Origin of the sequence: Dyadobacter beijingensis DSM 21582 (assembly GCF_000382205.1) — a bacterium.
Classification (GTDB): domain Bacteria; phylum Bacteroidota; class Bacteroidia; order Cytophagales; family Spirosomataceae; genus Dyadobacter; species Dyadobacter beijingensis.
This window is the reverse complement of record NZ_KB907788.1, coordinates 474,552-494,804: the sequence shown is the minus strand read 5'-3', so window position 1 is coordinate 494,804 and position 20,253 is coordinate 474,552. Positions and strand designations below refer to the sequence as shown.

General features: G+C 56.3%; 13 protein-coding genes. 1 reads left to right on the top strand and 12 read right to left on the bottom strand.

Going from position 1 to position 20,253, the window contains the following annotated elements; translation table 11 throughout:
- Window positions 1-16: 16 nt before the first annotated feature.
- From H144_RS0115585 to H144_RS0115530, 11 genes are all read right to left on the bottom strand, one after another.
- Complete coding sequence (locus H144_RS0115585) at window positions 17-3,640, bottom strand: SusC/RagA family TonB-linked outer membrane protein (protein ID WP_229207915.1); 3,624 nt, start codon at window positions 3,638-3,640, stop codon at window positions 17-19.
- 26 nt (window positions 3,641-3,666) lie between these two features.
- Window positions 3,667-4,677, bottom strand: a complete 1,011-nt coding sequence (locus tag H144_RS31985; protein WP_019943014.1) for a FecR family protein — start codon at window positions 4,675-4,677, stop codon at window positions 3,667-3,669.
- Between the two features lie 9 nt (window positions 4,678-4,686).
- Window positions 4,687-5,313, bottom strand: coding sequence for an RNA polymerase sigma-70 factor (locus H144_RS0115575; RefSeq protein ID WP_019943013.1), 627 nt, complete (start codon window positions 5,311-5,313; stop codon window positions 4,687-4,689).
- Window positions 5,314-5,492: 179 nt separating this feature from the next.
- Window positions 5,493-6,335: a sugar phosphate isomerase/epimerase family protein gene (locus tag H144_RS31980; protein WP_157504752.1), complete on the bottom strand. Its 843-nt coding sequence runs from the start codon at window positions 6,333-6,335 to the stop codon at window positions 5,493-5,495.
- Between the two features lie 14 nt (window positions 6,336-6,349).
- Window positions 6,350-8,587, bottom strand: coding sequence for a xanthine dehydrogenase family protein molybdopterin-binding subunit (locus H144_RS0115565; protein WP_019943011.1), 2,238 nt, complete (start codon window positions 8,585-8,587; stop codon window positions 6,350-6,352).
- A 7-nt stretch (window positions 8,588-8,594) separates the two neighbouring features.
- Window positions 8,595-9,587 carry an FAD binding domain-containing protein gene (locus H144_RS0115560; protein ID WP_019943010.1) on the bottom strand — a complete coding sequence of 331 codons (993 nt, stop codon included), beginning with the start codon at window positions 9,585-9,587 and terminating at the stop codon, window positions 8,595-8,597.
- A complete protein-coding gene (locus tag H144_RS0115555) occupies window positions 9,584-10,213 on the bottom strand; it encodes a (2Fe-2S)-binding protein (RefSeq protein WP_019943009.1) in 630 nt (209 codons plus the stop codon). The genes H144_RS0115560 and H144_RS0115555 overlap by 4 nt, the downstream gene beginning before the upstream one ends.
- Before the next feature lie 89 nt (window positions 10,214-10,302).
- The gene (locus H144_RS0115550; protein ID WP_033402875.1) at window positions 10,303-12,654 is read right to left on the bottom strand and encodes a glycoside hydrolase family 95 protein; all 2,352 of its coding nucleotides are present in this window, start codon (window positions 12,652-12,654) and stop codon (window positions 10,303-10,305) included.
- Window positions 12,655-12,891: 237 nt separating this feature from the next.
- On the bottom strand, window positions 12,892-13,785 hold the full coding sequence (locus H144_RS0115540; protein WP_019943006.1) for a metallophosphoesterase family protein: 894 nt from the start codon (window positions 13,783-13,785) through the stop codon (window positions 12,892-12,894).
- A gap of 17 nt (window positions 13,786-13,802) precedes the next feature.
- On the bottom strand, window positions 13,803-15,593 hold the full coding sequence (locus H144_RS0115535; RefSeq protein ID WP_019943005.1) for a RagB/SusD family nutrient uptake outer membrane protein: 1,791 nt from the start codon (window positions 15,591-15,593) through the stop codon (window positions 13,803-13,805).
- 20 nt (window positions 15,594-15,613) lie between these two features.
- The gene (locus H144_RS0115530) at window positions 15,614-18,871 is read right to left on the bottom strand and encodes a SusC/RagA family TonB-linked outer membrane protein (RefSeq protein ID WP_019943004.1); all 3,258 of its coding nucleotides are present in this window, start codon (window positions 18,869-18,871) and stop codon (window positions 15,614-15,616) included.
- A gap of 202 nt (window positions 18,872-19,073) precedes the next feature.
- On the opposite strand from H144_RS0115530, the gene H144_RS0115525 reads away from it, so the two are divergent.
- On the top strand, window positions 19,074-19,691 hold the full coding sequence (locus tag H144_RS0115525) for a TetR family transcriptional regulator C-terminal domain-containing protein (RefSeq protein ID WP_019943003.1): 618 nt from the start codon (window positions 19,074-19,076) through the stop codon (window positions 19,689-19,691).
- On the opposite strand, the gene H144_RS0115520 is transcribed toward H144_RS0115525, so the two are convergent.
- The gene (locus tag H144_RS0115520; RefSeq protein ID WP_033402873.1) at window positions 19,674-19,934 is read right to left on the bottom strand and encodes a CBU_0592 family membrane protein; all 261 of its coding nucleotides are present in this window, start codon (window positions 19,932-19,934) and stop codon (window positions 19,674-19,676) included. The two genes, H144_RS0115525 and H144_RS0115520, sit on opposite strands and share 18 nt — an antisense overlap.
- Between the last annotated feature and the right edge of the window lie 319 nt (window positions 19,935-20,253).

The window sequence follows — 20,253 nt, the reverse complement described above, 5'->3', positions numbered from 1 at the left end:
TTCCGGTTTTGAACAATTACAACTCCACATTCAGGCTTACCCCGAAATACCGCAGCAACGGCAGTGCGGTCGATTCCAATCCGAGCGACGAGTTGTTGACGTTGAACGACGACGCCTCGGGTGCGAAGCCTTCCGTCTTGCGCTGGAGATAGAACAGGTTACGGCCATAAATGCCGGCACGGATGCCTTTGAACGGCGTACGGCTGACGACAGCGTTGGGCAGCTGATAATTCAGCGTCAGCTCGCGGAACATGATATAGCTCGCGTCGTTGAGCATTTCTTCCGGTATCACATTATCCTTGTCCGGTGCCACCACGTTCCAGTAATCCTGCGCCTTCACCTGCCTGGCATTGGCCTGGCCAGTGCCTACCCATGTGCCATTCTCGGATTTCGACGCCACGACCCCCTCGGCCACATAGGTACCGTCGCGGCCAGGCAGCGTCTTTTTGATAGTTCCGTAAACCAGCTCTTCGCGCAGGCTTTGGGAATAGATCTTGCCGCCCTGGCTGATGTCGAACAGGCCCGACAGGCTGATGCCCTTGTACCGGAACGTGTTGTTGAAACCGCCGATCCAGTTCGGTAGCGCATTGCCGAGCTCATACAGGATTTTGGAATTGGATTTGAGCGGCAGGCCGGTCGTGGGATCGATGAGGCGGTTGCCGTTGTCGTCGCGCAGCCATTGGAAACCGTTTCCGATCAGCGTTCCGAACGGCTTGCCGGGTTCGGCCACGACGTTCACACCGCGGTCGGTACCGAGCACGTAAGTATCCACGCCTTCGGCCAGCGATATCACCTGGTTGCGGTTTCTGGAAAAATTGAAAGTTGCATCCCAGCTGAACCCGTCGGCCGTTTTCACGGGCGTGCCGTTCAACGTCAGCTCTACGCCGCGGTTCCGGATTTCGCCGGCATTGATGCGCCGTGAAGCGAATGTGCTCGACGGCGGCAGGGGCACGTCCAGGATCTGGTTTTTGGTAGATGCATTGTAAAAGGCAAATGCAAGCCCGGCGCGGTTTTTGAAAAACCTCGCCTCTACCCCGAATTCGATCGAAGTAGTCAGCTCGTTTTTGAGGTTAGGGTCGGGAATGGTCGAGGAAAACGACGCCAGCGGTATGCCGCCATGCGCCACCTGATCGAGCGAATAGGTGCCCGTGAGCTGGTAAGGCGAGCCGGAGCTGCCCGCCTGCGCCACGGAAGCGCGCAGTTTCAGAAAGCTCAGCGTATTGCTCTGAATATTGAATGCGTCGGTCAGGACGAAGCTTGCGCTCACAGCCGGGTAAAAGAAGGAGTTGTTTTGCGGCGAAAGCGTGGAAGACCAGTCGTTACGGGCCGAGAAATCGAGGAAAAGGTATTCCTTGAACCCGACCTGTCCCGACAGATACACCGAATTGATCGAAGATTCCGTCAAACCGAACACGTAGGAGTTGATCAGCGTGTTGTTGATCGCATACAGACCGGGTACGATGAACTCGCTTCCCGTGTTACCCGTGGTTCTCGAATAGAATTTCTGATGGTTGGCACCAAGGTTCAGGCCCAGGGAAATGTCTTTGGTGATTTGCGGCGTGAGTGACAGCAAAATGTCGCTGTTATCCTCCCGCACGCGGGTTACCTGCTCCGAAATATCACCGTTCCGGTTGGCGCTCTGGTAGGTCCCTTTCTCGCGGTAGCGCAGGCGCTGGTCGGTGTAAAAATCGGTACCGGTTTTCGCGGTCAGGCGAATCCAGTCGTTGAACTGGTAGCTCAGCCGGATCAGCCCGAGCAGGCGCTGGCGATCGTCCGAGTTACGGGTATGGTCCACCGTCCAGTACGGGTTCGCCGTCGATGAGTTGGTAGCGTAGGTTTTTTCCATGCCCACGAACGGCACGGTCCCATACCCGAGCTGTTTCGCCACATCTTCCGCCGTCCAGGCCGAATTGGAGAGTACGCTCATCGGAATACTGCGCGGCTGGCTGATAAACAGGTAAGCCGGGTTGTCGCTCGCATCGGACACGGTGGGGCGGTTAGCGCCTTTCTGTCCGATGTAATTGGCCTTCACGTCCAGTTCGAGCTTCGGCGTGATCTTCGCTACCGTGCGCAGGTTCACATTATTACGTTTCAAAGTATTGCCCGGCGTATAGCCATCGATGTTGGTGTGGCCATACGACAGGCGGTAGTTGATATTGTCGTTGCCGCCTTCGAGGCTCAGGTTATTCACCAGCTGTTTTTCTTTCCGGAAAAAGGTCTGAAAAGTATTAGGCTGCGGACTGAAATTCAGGACATTACCCCATTGATCTTCATATTGCCGGCCATCCATGCGCGCGCCCCAGCTCGCCCGGGTAAACCGATCGCGGCCACCGCTGGTTTTGGGCATACCCGGGATATTGCCGGCCTGGGCGGCCGCCCAGGTGTAAATCTTGCCGTCGTTACCCCGGAAATGTGTGAATGTACCGTCCAGGCCCTGCCCGTATTCATCCTGAAAATCAGGCAGTACCAACGCATCTCCCACCGAGTAGTCCACCCCGTATTTGATGCCGATCCCTTTTCTGGATTTGCCCGACTTGGTGGTGATCAGCACCACCCCGTTGCTGCCCCGCTGCCCGTACAACGCAGCCGCATTAGGCCCTTTCAGCACGGAAATGGATTCTACGTCCTCCGGGTTGATATTGGAAATACCATCACCATAGTCGATACCACCCGTCGACGAAGGCGAGTTGGGATTGCTATTGTCCATCGGGATGCCGTCGATCACGTATAACGGCTGGCTGTTGCCTACCAGCGAGTTGGAACCGCGGATCACGACCCGCGACGAGCCACCCGCGCCATTGGCCGAACGGGTGACCTGCACGCCGGCCATCTTGCCGGCGAGCGTCGTGGCGAGATTGGCTTCTTTAGCGGTGCTGATGGCCTCCCCGCCTATTTCCTGCACCGAATACCCCAGCGCCCGCTTGTCGCGCTTGATGCCCAGGGCGGTCACCACTACTTCCGACAGGTTCTGCGTATCCTCGGCGAGCGTCACATTCACTTCGGATTGCGCGCCCGCCACCACCTCTTTCCGCACATACCCGACAAATGAGAACACCAGTACGGCCGAAGCATCGTCCACGGTGATTTCGTACTTGCCCGACACGTCCGTCGCTGTCCCGCGGGTGGTCCCTTTCACAAGTACGCTTACGCCTATCAGCGCCTCGCCCTTGCTATCCACGACGGTGCCGCGGACGATCATTTCTTTCGCCTCCGCCGGCGCAACGGGCACGAGCGAGGCTAGTGGATTATCCTGCGGTATCGCCGAAGTTTCGCGCGGGGTCGTACTCTCCTTCTTGCGGCGGTCCTTCGCTGCCAGCAGCACGTAGGTATTCTCTTTGATTTTTTTGTATTTCAAACCGGTGGACGCCAGCAATGCGTCGAGGTTCTGTTCCAGCGTTCTGGCGGGATTGACGGCCGTCGACGATACTTTAAAATCGTCCAGCAGCCTTTCTTCAAAGAGAATGTCCGCGCCGTAGCGTTCTTTCAGTTTTAGCAGCGCGTCGCGCAATCGAACGGGCTGGTTCTGCCGCGTTTCGGTCTGCCGTGCCGATGCCAGCACCTGCCCGAATCCCGGCGAGGGACACAAGCTGAGCATAGCATAAAGGCCAAGCGCCTTTGCCAGAGGTACATGTGGGTTCATGGGTAGCGTTTGTTTAGTGAACGGGTTTAATTGGTGTCCAGTGAATCGGGAATGAGGCGGACGCGGTCGTCGCGAACCTCTACCCGCAAGTCGAGCATCTCGGAGAATACCGATAACAGCTCGTCGGCCTGCCGTGCTTTGAATGTGCCGGTGACCTGCCTCCCGGCCAGCTCAGGGTCGGTTACTTCAATATCCAGCCCGAATACCGCATTGAGCTCGCGGGCGGCGTCGGTGAGTGTGGTGTGGTCGAAATGAAAATGATGCTCCTGCCAGAGTGCGGGGTCTTTCAGTTCGGTGGTGGTGAGCGGCTGAATCGCTATTTTGCCCGTCGCCGCGATGGATGCCTTCTCGCCTGGTTTCATGTCAAGCGGGACCGTCATCTCGGGCGACGATATCCTGACTTTTCCCTTACTCAAAACCACCTGTGTCCCTTTCCGGCGGGTGTACACAAAAAACTCCGTACCGAGCACGGTCACTTTGCCTTTGTCCGGCGTGTGTACGGTAAAAGGCCGGTGGTCGATCTGATGCGTCACCACAAATCCGGCCTCGCCCGCCAGGTACACGTCCCGGCCGAGCTCGCCGAAGCCCCAGCGGAGCAGTTTCAGATCGGAATTCGGCAGCAGTGAGACCCTGCTGCCATCGGAAAGCGTTACCACACGCTGCTCCGCGTAACCCGTGCGGTAATGCCGGTATACGAGCTGATCGCGATAAAAGTAACCTCCCGCGGTAACGATCAGGGCCACGGAAGCCGCCACGCGCCAGGCCGTCCGCCATGCGAACGATCGCCGGGGGGGTCTTTCCGGTTCCGGTGCATTCGCTTCGCCCGGCTGTTCCAGGAGTGCCTGCACATTTTCAAATGCCTTGCTTACATCCGGCAGAAATTGCGGATGCCCGCTTTCCCATTCCTGCAACCATTCGAAATACTGCTCCGCATTGCCTGGCCCGGCGAGCCATTCGGCAACGACCTGCTTTTGGAGCACGGTAGCCTGGCCCGAAAAGTAGGTGAAGAGCATTTCTTTGGATAGTGGCGTTTTCATGGGTAACGGTCAGCTTTTTTTAAGGGATCGGCGCAAAACGGTAAGCGCCTTTGAAATATGTCCTTCCACGGCTTTCACAGAAACTTCCAGCTTCGCGGCAATTTCCTGGTAGGATTTACCCTCGAAACGGCTCAGGATGAAAACTTTCCGGCACTGGGGCGGCAGAGCGTGGATGACCTGCTCCACCTGCATGTAGAGCTCGTCCATCTCCATCATATGGTCCGGCGCGAGCATGTCCGAACGGAAGTCGTCGTCGAGCTCCTCCTGCCTGATCTTTTGAAACTCCCAGCGCAGGTAGGTAAAGCACCGGTTTCGCACGGCGGTGAACAGGTAGGCACGAAAAGTAGTGGTGATACCGGTATGCAGCCCCTTTTTCCAGAAATTCAGAAAAATCTCCGTGACAAGATCTTCCGCCACTTCCTTGTTGTACACGAAGCGCGCGGCGTGGCTGCAAAGCGGAATGTAGTAGGTCCTGAAAAGCAGTTCATACCCCTTTTCCGCATCGGTTTCAAATGTTTTCCGGATAAAAAACTCCTTGTCGGGCTGCATATGCCCCTCCCCGCTCCCGCGCGGACCGGCCGGTTTGCCGAGATTTTGCTCGTCGTCGGGTAAATGATCGGAATATTCGGGGCTCACGGGTCCGGGGTTGTTTTTAGGTCTACAACCGCAGGACAAAATTTGGAAAGCCTACCCTAGTTGTTCCTGAAAAAACTTTCATTTTTTATTTTACACCCCTAAAATTACGATGTAATGCAGAAATGCATGATACCCTGCATGTCTGGCATAACGGTCGCTGAACAGGCATTTATGGGTTGTCAGCGGTTCAGCCGGTCGAGGAATTTCAATGCGTGGTCCACGTCGGTGATGTTCTTGTCCCAATTACCCTCCCGCTCGATGTACACGTAGCCATCGAAGCGCTGGCGTTTCAGCTCGGCGATAATGGCGGGGTAGTCGATCACACCCGTGCCGACCATCACGTCGTTGGCTTTGAGGTTACCGGCCGCGTCGAGGTCTTTGATATGCAGGCAAATGATCTTCCCCTGCAACGTTTGCAGGCATTTGACCGGGTCGAGGCCGCTGCGGACCCAGTGCCCGATGTCGGCGCAGGCGCGGAAATGCGGGCGGCCCTGCATGGCCATTACGACCGAATCGGGATGCCAGAAATAGCTCGATCCTTTCGCATGTTCGTGAATGGCGACTTTCATCTTGTATTGTTCTGCCAGCTTTTCGATGGCGTCCCAATGCTGCTTTTGCGGCTCGCCGTTCAGGAATTCAAGGCCCATTTTCCGGGCAAATTCAAAATTCGCCTTCCACTCTTCCTCGCTCTTCCCGTCGGCGTAAAGCGATTTCATTTTCAGGCCGCGCTTATCGAGGATGCCCTTCATTTTTTTGATCTCCTCGTCCGTCAGGTTAGGGATGGAATGGCCGTTGAAACCTTCGCCGAGTTTGTGAAAGAAAAAACCTTCGACATACACCGCATTGATACTATCTGCCTTGTCCAGTGCCTGTTCGAACGGGAAGTGGTTAAAAGAATAGAGTGCCACACCCGGCTTCCATTTCATGCCGCCGCCGGGACCATCGGACTTGAAACCATAAAACAGGGCGGAGAAAGCCATGCAAATCGCGGCGAGAGCAGTCACTAATATATTCTTTTTCATATAATTAAAATAAATCAAATCAATTTATCGGGCGTAATGGGCAGCGTCCTGATCCGCCTGCCGGTTGCATTGAAAACCGCGTTGGCAACGGCCCCGGCCACACCTACGATGGCAATTTCGCCCAGGCCTTTGGAGCCGATCGGGTTCACGTGCACATCGGGTTTGTCGATGTAATATACTTCAATGGCGGGAATATCGGCGTGCACCGGGATGTGGTACCCGGCAAAATCGCTGGTAACGTACCGTCCGAACCGGTGGTCCATTTCCGAATGCTCCATCAGCGCCATGCCGATCCCGCCCACCACGCCGCCGATCGACTGGCTGCGGGCCGTCTTGTGGTTGATGATCGCGCCCACGTCCGCGCAGGTCACCACACGCGTCACGCGCACTTCTCCCGTGAGCGGGTGTACCTGCACCTCCACGAAATGGCAGCCGAACGAATACATCGAATACTGGTCCCGCTCGGCGCCCGACTTCGATTCCTCCGCCGCTTCCAGTTCGTTTAAATGGTGGTGTTTCAAAATATCCGCGAAACTGAGCCCGTCTTTATCTTCGTCAGACCCGAAAACCTGTCCGTCCCTGACCACTGCCTGACGGCCCGCTTTAAACCGCTCATCCATTTCACCCGCCAGTGCGAGCAGCTTGCCTTTCAGCGACTCACAGGCCACATACACCGCTGAACCGACGCTTGGGATCGTCGAGGAGCCGTTCTGGCCGGGTGCATCGGGGAGCGCGGAATGCCCCAGTTCAAACCGGATCTTTTTGGCATTCATCCCTAACACGCCGGCGGCAATGCGCGTCATCGCCGTGCCTGTGCCGGGACCAATATCCATCGTGGCGCTTTGCACCGTTACCGATCCATCGGCCCGAAGTACCGCCCGCGCCTTCGACGGGTGGCGGTGAAAGCCGTACAAACTCGACGCCATGCCGTAGCCGACAAGCATCCCGTTCCGGCTCACGGCGCGGGGCTGCATCTGCCGGTTTTCCCACCGGAATTTCTCCGCGCCGAGGGCATAGCATTCCCGCAGCGCTTTCGCCGACCAGGGCAGGTTCCTCTCCGGGTCGCTTTCCGCGTAGTTTTTCAGGCGAAATTCCAGAGGGTCCATCTGCAATGCGAATGCGAGCTCGTCCATCGCCGATTCCAGGGCGAACATACCCGTGGCATCGCCCGGCCCGCGCATCCAGGTGGGTGTGTTTACATCCAGCGGGAGCAAGCGGTAGCGCGTCGTCACGTTCGGGCAGGCGTAAATGGTGCGCGTACCCTGCACGGTCCGCTCCAAATGCTCTTCATACATCGAAGTCTGCCCCACCCCTTCGTGGACGATCGCTTGCAGCTGCCCGTTCTTGCCGGCACCCAAACTGATTTTCTGCACGGTATAAGGCCGGTAACCCACGGAGGTAAACATCTGCTCACGGCCCAGTACCAGCTTGACGGGCCGCCTGACCTGCTTCGCCGCCATGACCGCCGCCACGGTATGTGGCCATACGCGGATTCCCGAGCCGAACGCCCCGCCGATGTAGGGCGAAACCACCTGCACATGCTCCCTCGGCAGTTTGAATGCCTGCGCCAGCTGCCCCTGAGCGGATTTCACGCCCTGATTTTTGTCATAAACCGTCAGCTTGTCGCCGGCTTCCCACACGGCGACGATCGCGTGCGGTTCCAGCGGCTGGTGGTGCTGGGTAGGAATGGTGTATTCGGCTTCGATCCGTATTTCGGCCTGCGCCCATGCACCGGCATTACCACGGGTATAGTCCTGGAAAGGCGAGTTTTTACTGCGCTGCACATTCAGCGGAATAGCGGCTTTTCCAATATTTTTCTCAAAATGCGTTTGATGCGGCTCCTGCTGGTAGGTTACGCGCACGAGCGACGCCGCGTGCAGGGCGCGCTCGCGGGTATCCGCCACGATCATCGCCACCGGCTGACCGTCGAAGTAAATGAAGGGGTCGTAAAAAACGCGGAACGCCGTGCCTGCCGGCGCCCGTTCCGCGGGTTGCTTCGGCGCCGGCCAGCCCGGTACCGGCTGCGCATTCAGGTGGGTAATGATCGCCAATACGCCGGGGGCGGTTTCCGCCTCCTGCAAGTCGAAGGCCTTAATGCTGCCTCTGGCAATGGTACTCGTCACCAAAACCGCATGTACCAGCCCCGGAACAGCGTATTCGGCTGAATAAGTGGCGGCGCCAGTCACTTTCACATGACCATCGACGCGGCTCAGTGAGTTATCGGCCGGGTTATCGGGAGTTTGTTTTTTCATAGCCAGATCAGGAAATACCCGCTGCGGTTTTCAATGCGGCCACCATTGCATTTGCCGTCAGATTGATTTTGTAGGCATTGTATTCGCCGGCTTTTGCACTGCGCATTTCGTGCTCGGCCACTTCGCGGAAGAGCTTTTCGGAAGGCGCGTTGCCCCGCAGCATGAGCTCAACGGCCCAGTAACGCCACGGCTTGTGCGCCACACCGCCCAGCGCTACGCGCGCTTCCCAAATTTTGCCGCCATCCATCTGCAAAGCCGCCGCCACCGCTACCAGCGCAAATGCATAGGAAGCGCGGTCGCGGACTTTCAGGTAATGGTGATGCTCGGTAAATGCATTGTCCTGCACTTCGATCGCCGTGACCAGCTCGCCGGGGGCCAGGTAGGTATCGAGCTCGGGCTGCTGCGTGGATAGCCTGTGAAAATCCTTGAACGGCAACGTTCGCTCGCCATTCGGGCCGGCGATGACCACGTCGGTATCCAGCGCCGTGAGCGCCACGCACATATCGCTCGCATGTACGGCGATGCAAGAAGGCTTTTCATTCGCATTGAAAAAAATGGCGTGCGTGCGGTTAATGCCTCCCTCCGCGCTGCATCCCGAGCCGGGATTGCGCTTGTTGCAGGGCATAGCCACGTCGTAAAAGTAGCTGCAACGCGTCCTTTGGAGCAGGTTACCGCCCACAGTCGCCATGTTCCGGATCTGGCCCGACGCCCCGGCGAGCAGTGCCTCCGCGAGCAGCGGCTGCCGCCTGGTAACGAGCTTATGCTGCGCCACATCGCTGTTCAGCGCCAATGCGCCGATGCGGGTGCGGTCGTAACGGTGTTCTATCTTTTTTAATGGAAGATGGTTAATGTCGATCAGCGTGGAAGGCGACGTGATGCCGCGCTTCATGAGGTCGATGAGGTTGGTACCGCCGGCAATGTACTGCGCATCGGGGTGATCGGCGGCCATCGTGACGGCCTCGCCAACGGTTTTCGGGCGGAGGTACTGGAATGGCCTCATACCTTCCTGCCCTCCTTTTTCACTTCCAGAATAGCGTCCACGATGTTGGGGTACGCCCCGCAGCGGCACAGGTTACCGCTCATGTATTCGCGTACCTCGTCGGCCGAGTCGGCATGCCCCTCGCGTATACACGCCACGCCCGACATCAGCTGTCCCGGCGTGCAGTACCCGCATTGAAATCCGTCATGCCTGATAAATGCTTCCTGCAACGGATGCAGCTGCTCCCCGTGCGAAAGGCCCTCGATGGTAGTGACCTTCCGGCCATGCTGCATCACGGCGAATGTCAGGCACGACAGCGCGCGGCGGCCGTCGATATGTACCGTACAAGCCCCGCATTGCCCGAAATCGCAGCCTTTTTTGGTACCCGTCAGGCCCTGGTTCTCACGGAGCAGGTCGAGCAGCGTCATCCGCGGATCTACCGTGAGCCGCTTTCGCCTGCCATTGATCGTCAGCGATATTCTGGCCTTTACGGCATTGCCTACCGGCCCGTCGTCGGGTGCCAGTGCGGCGTGCAGGATATCCGCCGGCGCCATCGAAAGGCCCGCGATGAACATCGTTTGTTTCAGAAAAAAGCGCCGGTCCTCGCTGGCAGCGTCCGGGGAAGTGTCGTCCAGGTCGTCGGTCATGAACGTAACAGTTTCGGTGAATATGCTGGCAAAAGCTACTTTACCGTCTGATTTACCGATACAGCCCGGTCGCTGGCCTAATATTGAATCTATTTAAAATCTGCGGCATTCAAAATCTGCGCTTTTCCCGCGGCGATATCGACGTTGATGCTCTTTGTTCCGTATTTCAAAACCCGTTTCTGCGCCGTCGCGGAGGCCAGTGTAACGGATTTCAACTTGCCATCTTCCCAAACCTCGTCGATCGTTACATTACCGCGTGCTTTCAGGCCTTTTACCGAGCCGGATGGCCAGGCGTCAGGTAATGCGGGGAGAAGTTCGATCACGCCCGTTTGCGATTGGAGAAGCATTTCGGCCACGCCGGCGGTTGAGCCCATGTTGCCGTCGAGCTGGAATGGCGGGTGTGCGCAGAGCAGGTTGGCATAGGAGCCGCCGCCGTCGGCCATGTTGGTACCCTGGTCGGCAACGGGGCGTAGTACGCTTTTGAAAAGCTTGTGCGCGCGGTTACCGTCCTGCAAGCGCGCCCAGAAATTGACCTTCCAGGCCAGCGACCAGCCGGTACCATCGTCGCCGCGGGCATTAAGGCTCACGCGGGCTGCTTCGGCTTCGGCAGGTGTCTGGGTGAGTGAGATTTGCTTACCCGGATGCAAGGCATACAGGTGCGACACGTGGCGGTGGTGGTTCGTGGAGTCGTCCACGTCCTCGCGCCATTCCTGCAACTGTTTCCATCGGCCGATCTGCAAAGGCAATATTTTGTCGCGGATAGCGCGTGCTTCCTGTGCAAATCCGGCGTCGATGCCGAGGACTTTCGCCGCTTCGGCGGTGTTGTTGAGCACATCCCAGGCCATTTCGTGGTCCATCGTGGCACCGGTGGAAATTCCGCCATGCTCCGGCGAATACGACGGCGACGAGACGAGGCGGCCTTTACCGTCGTCGGTGAGGTAGTCCATCCAGAACTCCGACGCCTCCTTCATGATCGGGTAAGCCGTATTTTTGAGAAAAACCTTATCGTTGGTAAATGCGTAATGCTCCCACAAATGCTGGCAAAGCCATGCCGCGCCGCCGGGGAAGAAGCCCCAGGGGAAATCCCAGCCCGGCGAAGTGTAGCCGTAGGCATTGAGCATCGTATTCACGATCCAGCCTTTGGCATTGAAAAACTCATTCGCCGCCAGCCTGCCCGGCGCCACAATCGACTGCGTAAAATCCATCAGCGGCAAATGGCATTCCGAAAGGTTCGTCACCTCCGCCGGCCAGTACAGCATTTGCACGTTGATGTTCGTGTGGTAATCGTTTGCCCAGGGCGGATTGGTACTGTCGTTCCATTTACCCTGCAATGCCATCGGCATCGTGCCGGGGCGTGTGGACGAGATCATCAGGTAGCGTCCATACTGGAAATAGAGTTCTTCCAGCCCATTGTCCGGCTGGCCTTTGAAATATGCCCGCTGGCGCTCGTCGGTCGGCAGGTTGGAGGATGTCGCATTGCCAAGCTGCAATGCCACGCGGTCGAACATTTGGTGATAATCCTTCTGCTGCTCTGCGAGCAATGCGGCGTAGTTTTTCCCGGCCGCTTTGGTCATCGTGGTCGCATTGGCCTTTTTAAAGTCATTGCCCTTGTAATCGGGGAAGCGCATGATGTAATCCGTGGCTACGGTGTGCACGAGTACGACCGATTTGGCATTGGTCACCGTGAGAATGCCGTCTTTGAATGCCGTCTTGCCGTCGGTATCGATGCGGTATACTGTTTCAAACTGCTGGTTATTGTCTTTCAAATGCCCGCCGAACGCATACCGGCTTTTCTCAAACCGCTCGTAATCCTTCGCATGCGGTGTTTCAAAACGAACGGCGTACGTTTCGGGCGTGGACGATGTGAAGCGGTATACCATTACTTTGGCAGGATAATCCCCGAAAAATGTCCGCTCGAAATGGCTGCTTCCGGCGTCGTAAGTCACTTTTCCAAGCGCATTGGCAATGTCGAGCTCGCGGTGGTAGTTCTTCACATCCCCCCGGGCGGAAACTTTGACGTACAAATCACCCACGGTTTGCTGCGCTCCGAAATCGCTGGATGGCGTGTTTCCCTTTTTTTCGTGGATAGCGCCCGTCAGCTCCTTGTTGGCGAGTGCGTGGGCTTCCTTCATTTTTCCCGCCGCCAGCAGCTCGCGCACCTGAGGCAAATGTTTATGGGCGTCTTTTTTCAGACCAAAATTATACTCGGCATTCGCGCCTTTGCCGCCTGCCCAAAGGCTGCCTTCCGAAAACTGCAAACGCTCCTCCGCGGGATCGCCGAAGAACATCATGCCCACGTGGCCGTTGCCCACGGGCAATGCCTGGGTCATCCATTCCCTGGCGGGCTGCTTGTACCAGAGTACCAGCGGCGAGGTCGGTTTTTGTGCAAATAAAGGGGAAATCAAAAGCGGCAAAAGGAGTAGAACAGGTCTGAGTTTCATCACGTCGGTTTTGGAAATAATGGTAAAATTAGGGGCCGGGATTGAATAAAAAAACGAGCCCTCCCGGCGCATTGCCCCTCCTGTTCCACGCGAAGTCTGGTACTGCCGTTGATTTTCAACTGGTTGGCGGGCATATTTTCCATCTTCACATTTTTGCCCAACACATCCCCCGACAGTTTCAGGTTGGCAATCGACACGTCCGAGCAGCCGGTCCTGACCGCACGCTAGCACCGGCCATTAATACCGATGCGGATGATAGGTGTTTATTACCCGCCCGTCTGCGTACAATTCGAGCATCGCGAAGCCCGGCGGGGTTTCCTGGTAATAGTTCGGCGCTACGGATTCGGCGTCGCCTTTGCCCCACCAAAAACCGCTCATGGCGCCGTTGCAGCAATATTGGACGCCGTTATAGTCCGTATGGTCCTGCAAATGCTGGTGGCCGCTCAGGCAAATCCGCACCTTGTCGCGGTGTTTGTAGAACAGGTTTTTCAGCTTTTTGTAATCCGAATGCCCGCCGCCGCCTGCCAGCATCGGCGTAGCGCCCAGGATCGGGTAATGCGACATCAGGAGGACGAATGTTCCCGGCGCCAGTGCGGCCAGGTCGGCTTCCAGCCATTGATATTGCTCCTCGTCCAGCGAAACACGCTCATTATTGCCGTCCAGGACGACGAAATGCCAGTTCTTTTTCATAAAACTGTAATAGCGGCCCGGTGTTTTCAGCCTTTTCACTACATAATCTTTCCCATACATTTCATCCTCTTTCGATGGCGCCGCCCACCAGGGGTCGTGGTTACCGATGCAGCTGTGGATTTCGTAACCTTTCAGCTGGGCCGTGCATTCATCCCACAGCTTCCAGTAACCGAGCATCGTTTCGCGGGTAACATCCTTGTAATCGGCGGCGTGGATCGAGTCTCCGCCATTGAGGAAAAAGTCGGGTTTGTGCTTCACAACGTCGTGAAGGCACTTTTTGAAACGATTGGGGGCGTCGTCGCCCTCGCGGATATGCACGTCGGTGATATGCGCGATTTTCAATACCGGCTTATCGGCAACAGGCCCGGACTGTACCGCCGGGCCTGTCATCGAAGCAGCCGTCAGCAGCCCGGTATTCCGGAGCCAGGAACGTCTGTTCATTGTATTTGATTTAAAAGTTAATTCCAACCGAAAACCTGCTTCAAATTGGGGTTCAGCAGTATTTCCTTCTGCGGGATCGGCCGGTAGTAATATTTGGGATCTTCAAATTTGCGGGCGGCCGTTTCGGTCACCATCGTACCCCCTGCATTGCCGTTTTTAAGGTACACGGTCACGTCCTCGCCGATCATGCCCGCACGGTAGTAAATCAGCACCACGCCCAGGCTGTTTTTCTCCTTACTGGCCTCCGCCGGGATGGTTTTCGATTTATCGATGAGGATAATGTCCTCCACGCCGTCGCCCGTCAGGTCGTACTTGCCCAGCCCGGCGAAATAGGCGCCTTCCGGGATCGCCGTGAGCAGCTTCCCGGCCTGCCAGCGCATCACGTCGCTGAAGCGCTGGTTTTCGAATGCGAATTCCACCCTTCTCTCACGACGGATTTCGAAGATCACACCCCGGTTTGCGCCCGTCACATTTGGGTATTTCTGTGCCATTACCGGGTCGGGACTGCCGTTGGCGGCCGCCAGCTGCAAAGCCGGCATCTGTACCCTTGCCCGGATCAGGTTGACCGTTTTATCGAGATCAGCCTGCGTCAGGGTGCCGAGTTCGGCCTTTGCCTCCGCGTTAATCAGCAGCACCTCGGCGTAGCGGTACACCGGCACGTCCACGCTGTTCAAAACCGCATTGTCGGTTGAATTGACATACCCTTTCAGTTGATGATAACCGGTAAAGTTCTTGTTCAGGCGCAGGATGTACGGTGAAGGATCGCCTGCACGTACCCAGCCGGGGTACACGAGCGTCTGCGCGAGGCGCGGGTCGCGGTTCTGGAATTCTTTGACAAACCCAAACTGCTGATAACCTGCCACGTCCGTAAACCTGGTACCGTCTTTCATCAGGTAGGTCTGCACCAGGTCACGCGAGGGCGCCTGCTCGTAATCCCCGAAAACGGTGCTGTTGATATTCTGCCGGCGGTCCTTCACCTGGTCGAACGCATTGGCCAGGATCACTTCTTTATTCGAGCTCAGGTCCTGGCTGGCAAACAGTGCCGCATAATCCGCATCGGGCTTGCCGGTGTTATAGACGGCAAATTTGCCCGAGGCCATAATTTCTCCGGAAGCGGTGGCTGCCGTTTCGAGGAACTTGCCGGAGGTTGCCTGCAAATTCAGCTCGGGGTGGTATTTGCGATAGGTACCTTCATACAACGCGGTGCGGGCGTACTGCGCCATAACGGCCCATTTGCCCGGCGTGCCCACCGGCACCGATTCGCGTACGTTCGAAGCGGCGAAGGCCAGGTCCGCCATCACGCTGTCCATGACCATCGCGCGCGAATCCTGCGTTTTGTACAACGCCTCGTCACCGGGATTAATGGTTTTGGAAAACCACGGCACATCCGAAAAACGCGCCACTTTTTCGAGGTAGAACTGCGCGCGGTAGTAGCGGGCAATCCCGGCGTAATGCGCTTTCACATCGGCAGTCGCGTTGGCCTTGTTGTAGTTGTCGAGGAAGTAATTGATGTTCCTCAATCGACCCCATTCCCAGCCGCCGGTGATCGTCTTTGAGCTCGGCGAGGCGGTCATGACCACCTTCATTTCCACCGCGCCGGTTGTAGCGGCGTTGTCGGTGCTCTGGTCGTTAAGGTAAATCCCCATGTCGGGCATGCTCAGCAGGCCATTGACATACAATGCAAGGTCTCCCTCGGTGTTGAAGAACGCTTCGGGCGAGATGGAGGTTTGCGGGAGTTTTTCCAGGTAGTCGTCGTTGCAGGCACTCACACCCGCTAGCAACGCCAGTAATAATATATGCTTTTTCATTTCAGGCTGATGGATTAAAATCAAAACTCGACATTGACACCGAATGCAAACTTGCGCTGGAACGGATAAGAGAAGCCGTTGGAGGTATTGAAAGTGCTGCTGCTGCTTATCACTTCGGGATCGAAGTACTTTTTAAGCTGCGAAAATTCGAAAAGGTTTTCGCCGCTCGCAAACACGCGCACCCGGCTGATCTTGTGCTTTTGCAGCATCGACGTCGGCAAAGAATAACCGATCGTAACGTTTTTGATGCGCAGGTAAGCCGCGCTCAGCAGGTATTTCGTCTGCGCGATGTCGAGGCCCGATCCGTAGTTGTTATCCGCCAGCCACGATTGCAGCACAGGGAATTTGGCATCCGTATTGGCATCTGCCAGGCCTGCGGCGATGTACGACTGCGAATGCTTCGCCCGCTGCTGATCCGAATCGGCCTCTCCGCGGTAGTAGTCGAGGTTCCAGGAGTACACGTTCGCATAAGGCTGCTGGTAGGGTCCCCAATAGAGATAATGCCGTGGGTAATAATCGCCTTTCAGTACGCCTTGCAGCACCGCCGAGAAATCGAAACCGTCCCATTCGGCATTCAGATTGAAGCCGATGCGGTAACGCGGCGTCGTATTGCCGATGATCGAAAGGTCTTTCGGGTCCTTTTTGGAAAGCCCCTGCGTGATCCGGCCGTCGCCGTCGAGGTCCTTATACTTCGGCCATCCCGGCACGACCGAGAGCGCTCCCCAGGGTACGATGTCGCTTTCGTCGAGCTTCGCAATTTCGTCGGCATTCCGGAACAGGCCGTCATTGGTTAGTCCCCATATCTCCCCTATTTCCTGGCCTTTGCGGTATTTGGAAAAAAGCTCCTGGTCGTTTTTGAATCGGGTTATTTTGGAATGAGAATCCGAAACGATCAGTTTGGCGCTGAGCGAAAGCGGTTTGCCGCCGACATTGTAGGAATCATTATAGCCGAGCGTCAGTTCAAGCCCGTTGGTGCGCAGGTCGGCGACATTCTGGTAAGGTACCGTCGTGCCGAGTACCCCGGGCAGTTCCTCTCCTTCCGTAAGCATTCCCTTGGTATCGCGGATGTAGTAATCGAATCCGAGCGTGAGGCGGTCTTTGAGCACGCCCAGGTCTGTTCCGAAATTGAGCGTCGATACGCGCTCCCAGGTGTAGTTGGACGGGTCCACGTACAGCGACGGCGAGCGGGTGATCACGGTTTGTTTGTTCCCGTCGATCAGATAGTTCGACAAACCGGCCGGCAATGCCTGGCGGAAGCTGTAATAACCCACATTCTGGTTACCCAGATCGCCATACGAAGCACGGAATTTCAGGGTAGGAATAACGTGCGACACATCCTTCATGAACGGCTCCGAGCTTGCAATCCACGCGGCGGAAACCGACGGGAAGAAGCCCCAGCGATTGGCTTTCGGGAAGCGCGACGAACCGTCGTAGCGGCCGTTGGCTTCGATAATGTAGCGATCGTTGAAGGTGTAATTGATCCGGCCGAAAACGCTTCGGGTGGCATAGCTGGTATCGGCGCCGTAAGCCTGCGCGATGCCGCTGGTGAGGTTGATATAAGGCAGAGAAGGGGAAATCAAGCCCATTTTCTGCGCCTGGGTGGTGGTGAAGCTGTAATTTTCCTGGTTATAGCCCGCCAGCAGGTTAATGCGGTGCGCCCCCAGCGTTTTGGTATAATTGGCAAACAAATCGAGGACATTGTTGGCCAGCGTGGCATTGGTTTCGTACACCCCGCCGGTGCCGCCTTCGGTGCGGACGTCGTTCGGGCCGAAGCCGATGCGATAGTTGCGCACGTCCTGCTTGGTGCCCCATTGCTCACGCTTGAAGCTGGCCGACCCGGTTAGCACCAGGTCGCCGTCAAGGGCCGTGGCAATCCCCCGGAAAATATTCTGAAACCCGAACATATCCTGCTTCCTGTTACCGCCGTCAGTCAGGCGTGCGGCCAGGCGGCCCGCCGGAGTATTGGCCCAGGTGCCGTCGGGGTTCGTGGCCACCTGGGTGGGTTGCAGGGTGTAAATGTCATTGATACCGGCCGTCGGCATGGCGCGCTCCGTGCGGTAGATCGACAGGTTGTTATCCAGTTTCAACCATTTCAGCGGCGCAAAATCCAGTCTTGCGCGGGACGAATACCGGTTCCAGTAATCGTCCGTGAGCTTGTTCAGACCGCCTTCGCGGTTGTAATCCGCGGAAATGTAGTAGCCTACGGTGCGCTCATTGGCGGTTTTGGCACTACCGGTGAACGCTACGCTATGATTTTGGGAAAAACTTCTCTTGGAAAAAAAATAGTCGTACCAGTTGTTGCTGCCCATGTAGGCCCATTTGGTCGGATCGTTCGGGTCGAGGCGGGTGTCGGGCGTCGACGGGTTATCGGAACGCTCTTTGGCCCAGGCATAATACTGGTCGTCGTAATTGACATAATCCCAGGGCGTATTGTCGGTAGAAGTTTCCAGCACGCGGGAGAAGATGTATGGGTCGGTTACCGGCTTGGGCAGCACGGTCGGCTGGCCCCAGGAGAAGAAGTTGTTATAGGTAATGGATTGCTTGCCTCTACCGCCCTGCTTGGTGGTGATCAGCACGACGCCGAATGCGGCACGCGCGCCGTAGATGGCCGCGGAAGCCGCATCGCGCAGGACAGAGAAGCTCGCGATGTCGGACGGGTTCAGGCGGAGCAGGTCCTGGCTGCTGGCAGACGCGATCCCGTCGATGACAAACAACGGCTCACCTCCATTGATAGACGTAAACCCGCGGATGTTGAAGTTGGGCACCGTTCCCGGCGAACCGCCCTGATAGGTGATATTCAACCCGGGACTTACGCCTTGCAGGCCCTGCATGACGTTCGCCACGGGCCGTGCCTCGAACTGCTTGCCGGAAATCTGGTCCACGGCGCCGGTAATGTTCACCTTTTTCTCGACACCGTAGCCGATCACGACTACTTCTTCGAGATTGCCCAGGTCGGCCTGCATGGTTACGAAGATTTCGCTTCTGCCTTTTACGAGCTCTTCCTGCGTTTTGTAGCCGATGTAGGAAAAAACGAGCACATCGGTCCCCGAAACGCCTTCGAGGACATACTTGCCGTTCTGGTCGGTAATGGTGCCTTTCTGGGTGCCGCGGATGACGACGTTGACACCGGGGAGCAGGTCTTTGCCGTCGGTTACGGAACCGGTTACACGTGAGGTTTGCGCGGCCGCGGGTAAGAGCCACGCACAGGTCAGCAGCAGGGCCAGCAACGCGTGTTGCAACAGCCTGGTACTGTAAGGTCTGGGTACAGTTTTCATCATTGATTTAATTTGTGTTTCGCGAGTTGACAGGCCATTTTCGGAATGCAAATGTCCAAATCAAAAGTTACGCTAATATTAAAAAATAGTTACCTGATTGTGATTATAAATTGAATGAATGTTCAATTAATTTTTACCGGATTCGCAAACTTCCGGTTTTCGTAAAAATCCGTATATTGCCTGTCCGTTACACTCCGAACCGCAGATGGGAAGAAAGAGCCTCAAAGAAGCCCGTAAAAAGGAAATCATTAAAGTGTTTTATGCCCTGGCCAGGAAGCATGGCCTCGAAAATACCTCCATCGCCAAGATCGCCGCGAAGATGGAGATCAACCCCAGCCTCATTATCCATTATTTCCAGACCCGGGAGGACCTTGTGTACGGCCTGGTGGATTACATTCTCGACAAATACAAGCTTATTTATAAGGTAAGCGCCGCCCATTCCAAAGACTCCCGCAAAGCGCTGCTGGAAATCATCGGCAATATTTTTTCCAAAAAATGGAATGCGCTCTTCGACGACGGCCTGTTCTACGGCTGCTACGCCATGGCTTTCCACGACCCGAAAGTGCGCGACCTCTACAAAAAACTACTGGATTCACTCCGCGAAATGCTCATCGGGCATATCGAACAATGCCGCGTGGACGGCGTGCTGGACATTGAGGACGTGGAAACTGCCGCGGACAATATTTTCGTACTCATCGACGGCGCCTATTTCTACCTCAGCCTCGTGACAGACAAAGCCGAGTACGAGCAGCGCCTGGCCAAATACCGGCAGCAGGCATTGTCTATTTTGCATTTAAAGGAAATGTCAGCGGTCGCGGGGTGACCGAAGCAGCCGTCGCAGTACCGCCCCCACGCCGATCATAAGCCAGATCGCGTTTACAGCCACATTGGGCTTGTCGCCGTATTCGAGGGAATAGGCGATCAGGCTTGCCGCGCCCAGGATATTCAATAAATGAAAGGGATAGCCGCTGGGTTTCAGCACGCCGATGGTCAGGAGCAGGTAAGCCAGCACGTAAGACGCCACGCCCAGCCAGCCGGTGATTTCCAATAGCAATTCGATGTTCATGCAAGCATTCATTTATACTGCAATATTAACGGAGCGCCGAAAAGCGACCAAATCGGCAGCAAAAGGCCGCAAACCACCCATTATTCGTTCTTTTTAGCAATTGACCAAATAAAATCACCCAAATTCACAGTTTTGCGGAATTTCGGGGAGAAATAAGTTAATATCGGTAAAAAAGCCGCTAATTCACATCAAGTTTTTGGTTTTCCGACCTGCTAATTTTACAAATAGATAATATCCCGAAATGACCGCGCGATAGCGCATTGCCTCACTGCCTGCGAAAACGGCGGGAAGCATTCTATTGCCCTTACTTTCATCATAA

What these genes read in the sequence shown, in the direction of transcription:
- H144_RS0115540 (WP_019943006.1), bottom strand. Translation starts at nt 13,785, where the DNA reads ATGAACAGACGTTCCTGGCTCCGGAATACCGGGCTGCTGACGGCTGCT.
- H144_RS0115560 (WP_019943010.1), bottom strand. Translation starts at nt 9,587, where the DNA reads ATGAGGCCATTCCAGTACCTCCGCCCGAAAACCGTTGGCGAGGCCGTC.
- H144_RS0115550 (WP_033402875.1), bottom strand. Translation starts at nt 12,654, where the DNA reads ATGAAACTCAGACCTGTTCTACTCCTTTTGCCGCTTTTGATTTCCCCT.
- H144_RS0115530 (WP_019943004.1), bottom strand. Translation starts at nt 18,871, where the DNA reads ATGATGAAAACTGTACCCAGACCTTACAGTACCAGGCTGTTGCAACAC.
- H144_RS0115555 (WP_019943009.1), bottom strand. Translation starts at nt 10,213, where the DNA reads ATGACCGACGACCTGGACGACACTTCCCCGGACGCTGCCAGCGAGGAC.
- H144_RS0115565 (WP_019943011.1), bottom strand. Translation starts at nt 8,587, where the DNA reads ATGAAAAAACAAACTCCCGATAACCCGGCCGATAACTCACTGAGCCGC.
- H144_RS0115585 (WP_229207915.1), bottom strand. Translation starts at nt 3,640, where the DNA reads ATGAACCCACATGTACCTCTGGCAAAGGCGCTTGGCCTTTATGCTATG.
- H144_RS31985 (WP_019943014.1), bottom strand. Translation starts at nt 4,677, where the DNA reads ATGAAAACGCCACTATCCAAAGAAATGCTCTTCACCTACTTTTCGGGC.
- H144_RS31980 (WP_157504752.1), bottom strand. Translation starts at nt 6,335, where the DNA reads ATGAAAAAGAATATATTAGTGACTGCTCTCGCCGCGATTTGCATGGCT.
- H144_RS0115520 (WP_033402873.1), bottom strand. Translation starts at nt 19,934, where the DNA reads ATGAACATCGAATTGCTATTGGAAATCACCGGCTGGCTGGGCGTGGCG.
- H144_RS0115535 (WP_019943005.1), bottom strand. Translation starts at nt 15,593, where the DNA reads ATGAAAAAGCATATATTATTACTGGCGTTGCTAGCGGGTGTGAGTGCC.
- H144_RS0115525 (WP_019943003.1), top strand. Translation starts at nt 19,074, where the DNA reads ATGGGAAGAAAGAGCCTCAAAGAAGCCCGTAAAAAGGAAATCATTAAA.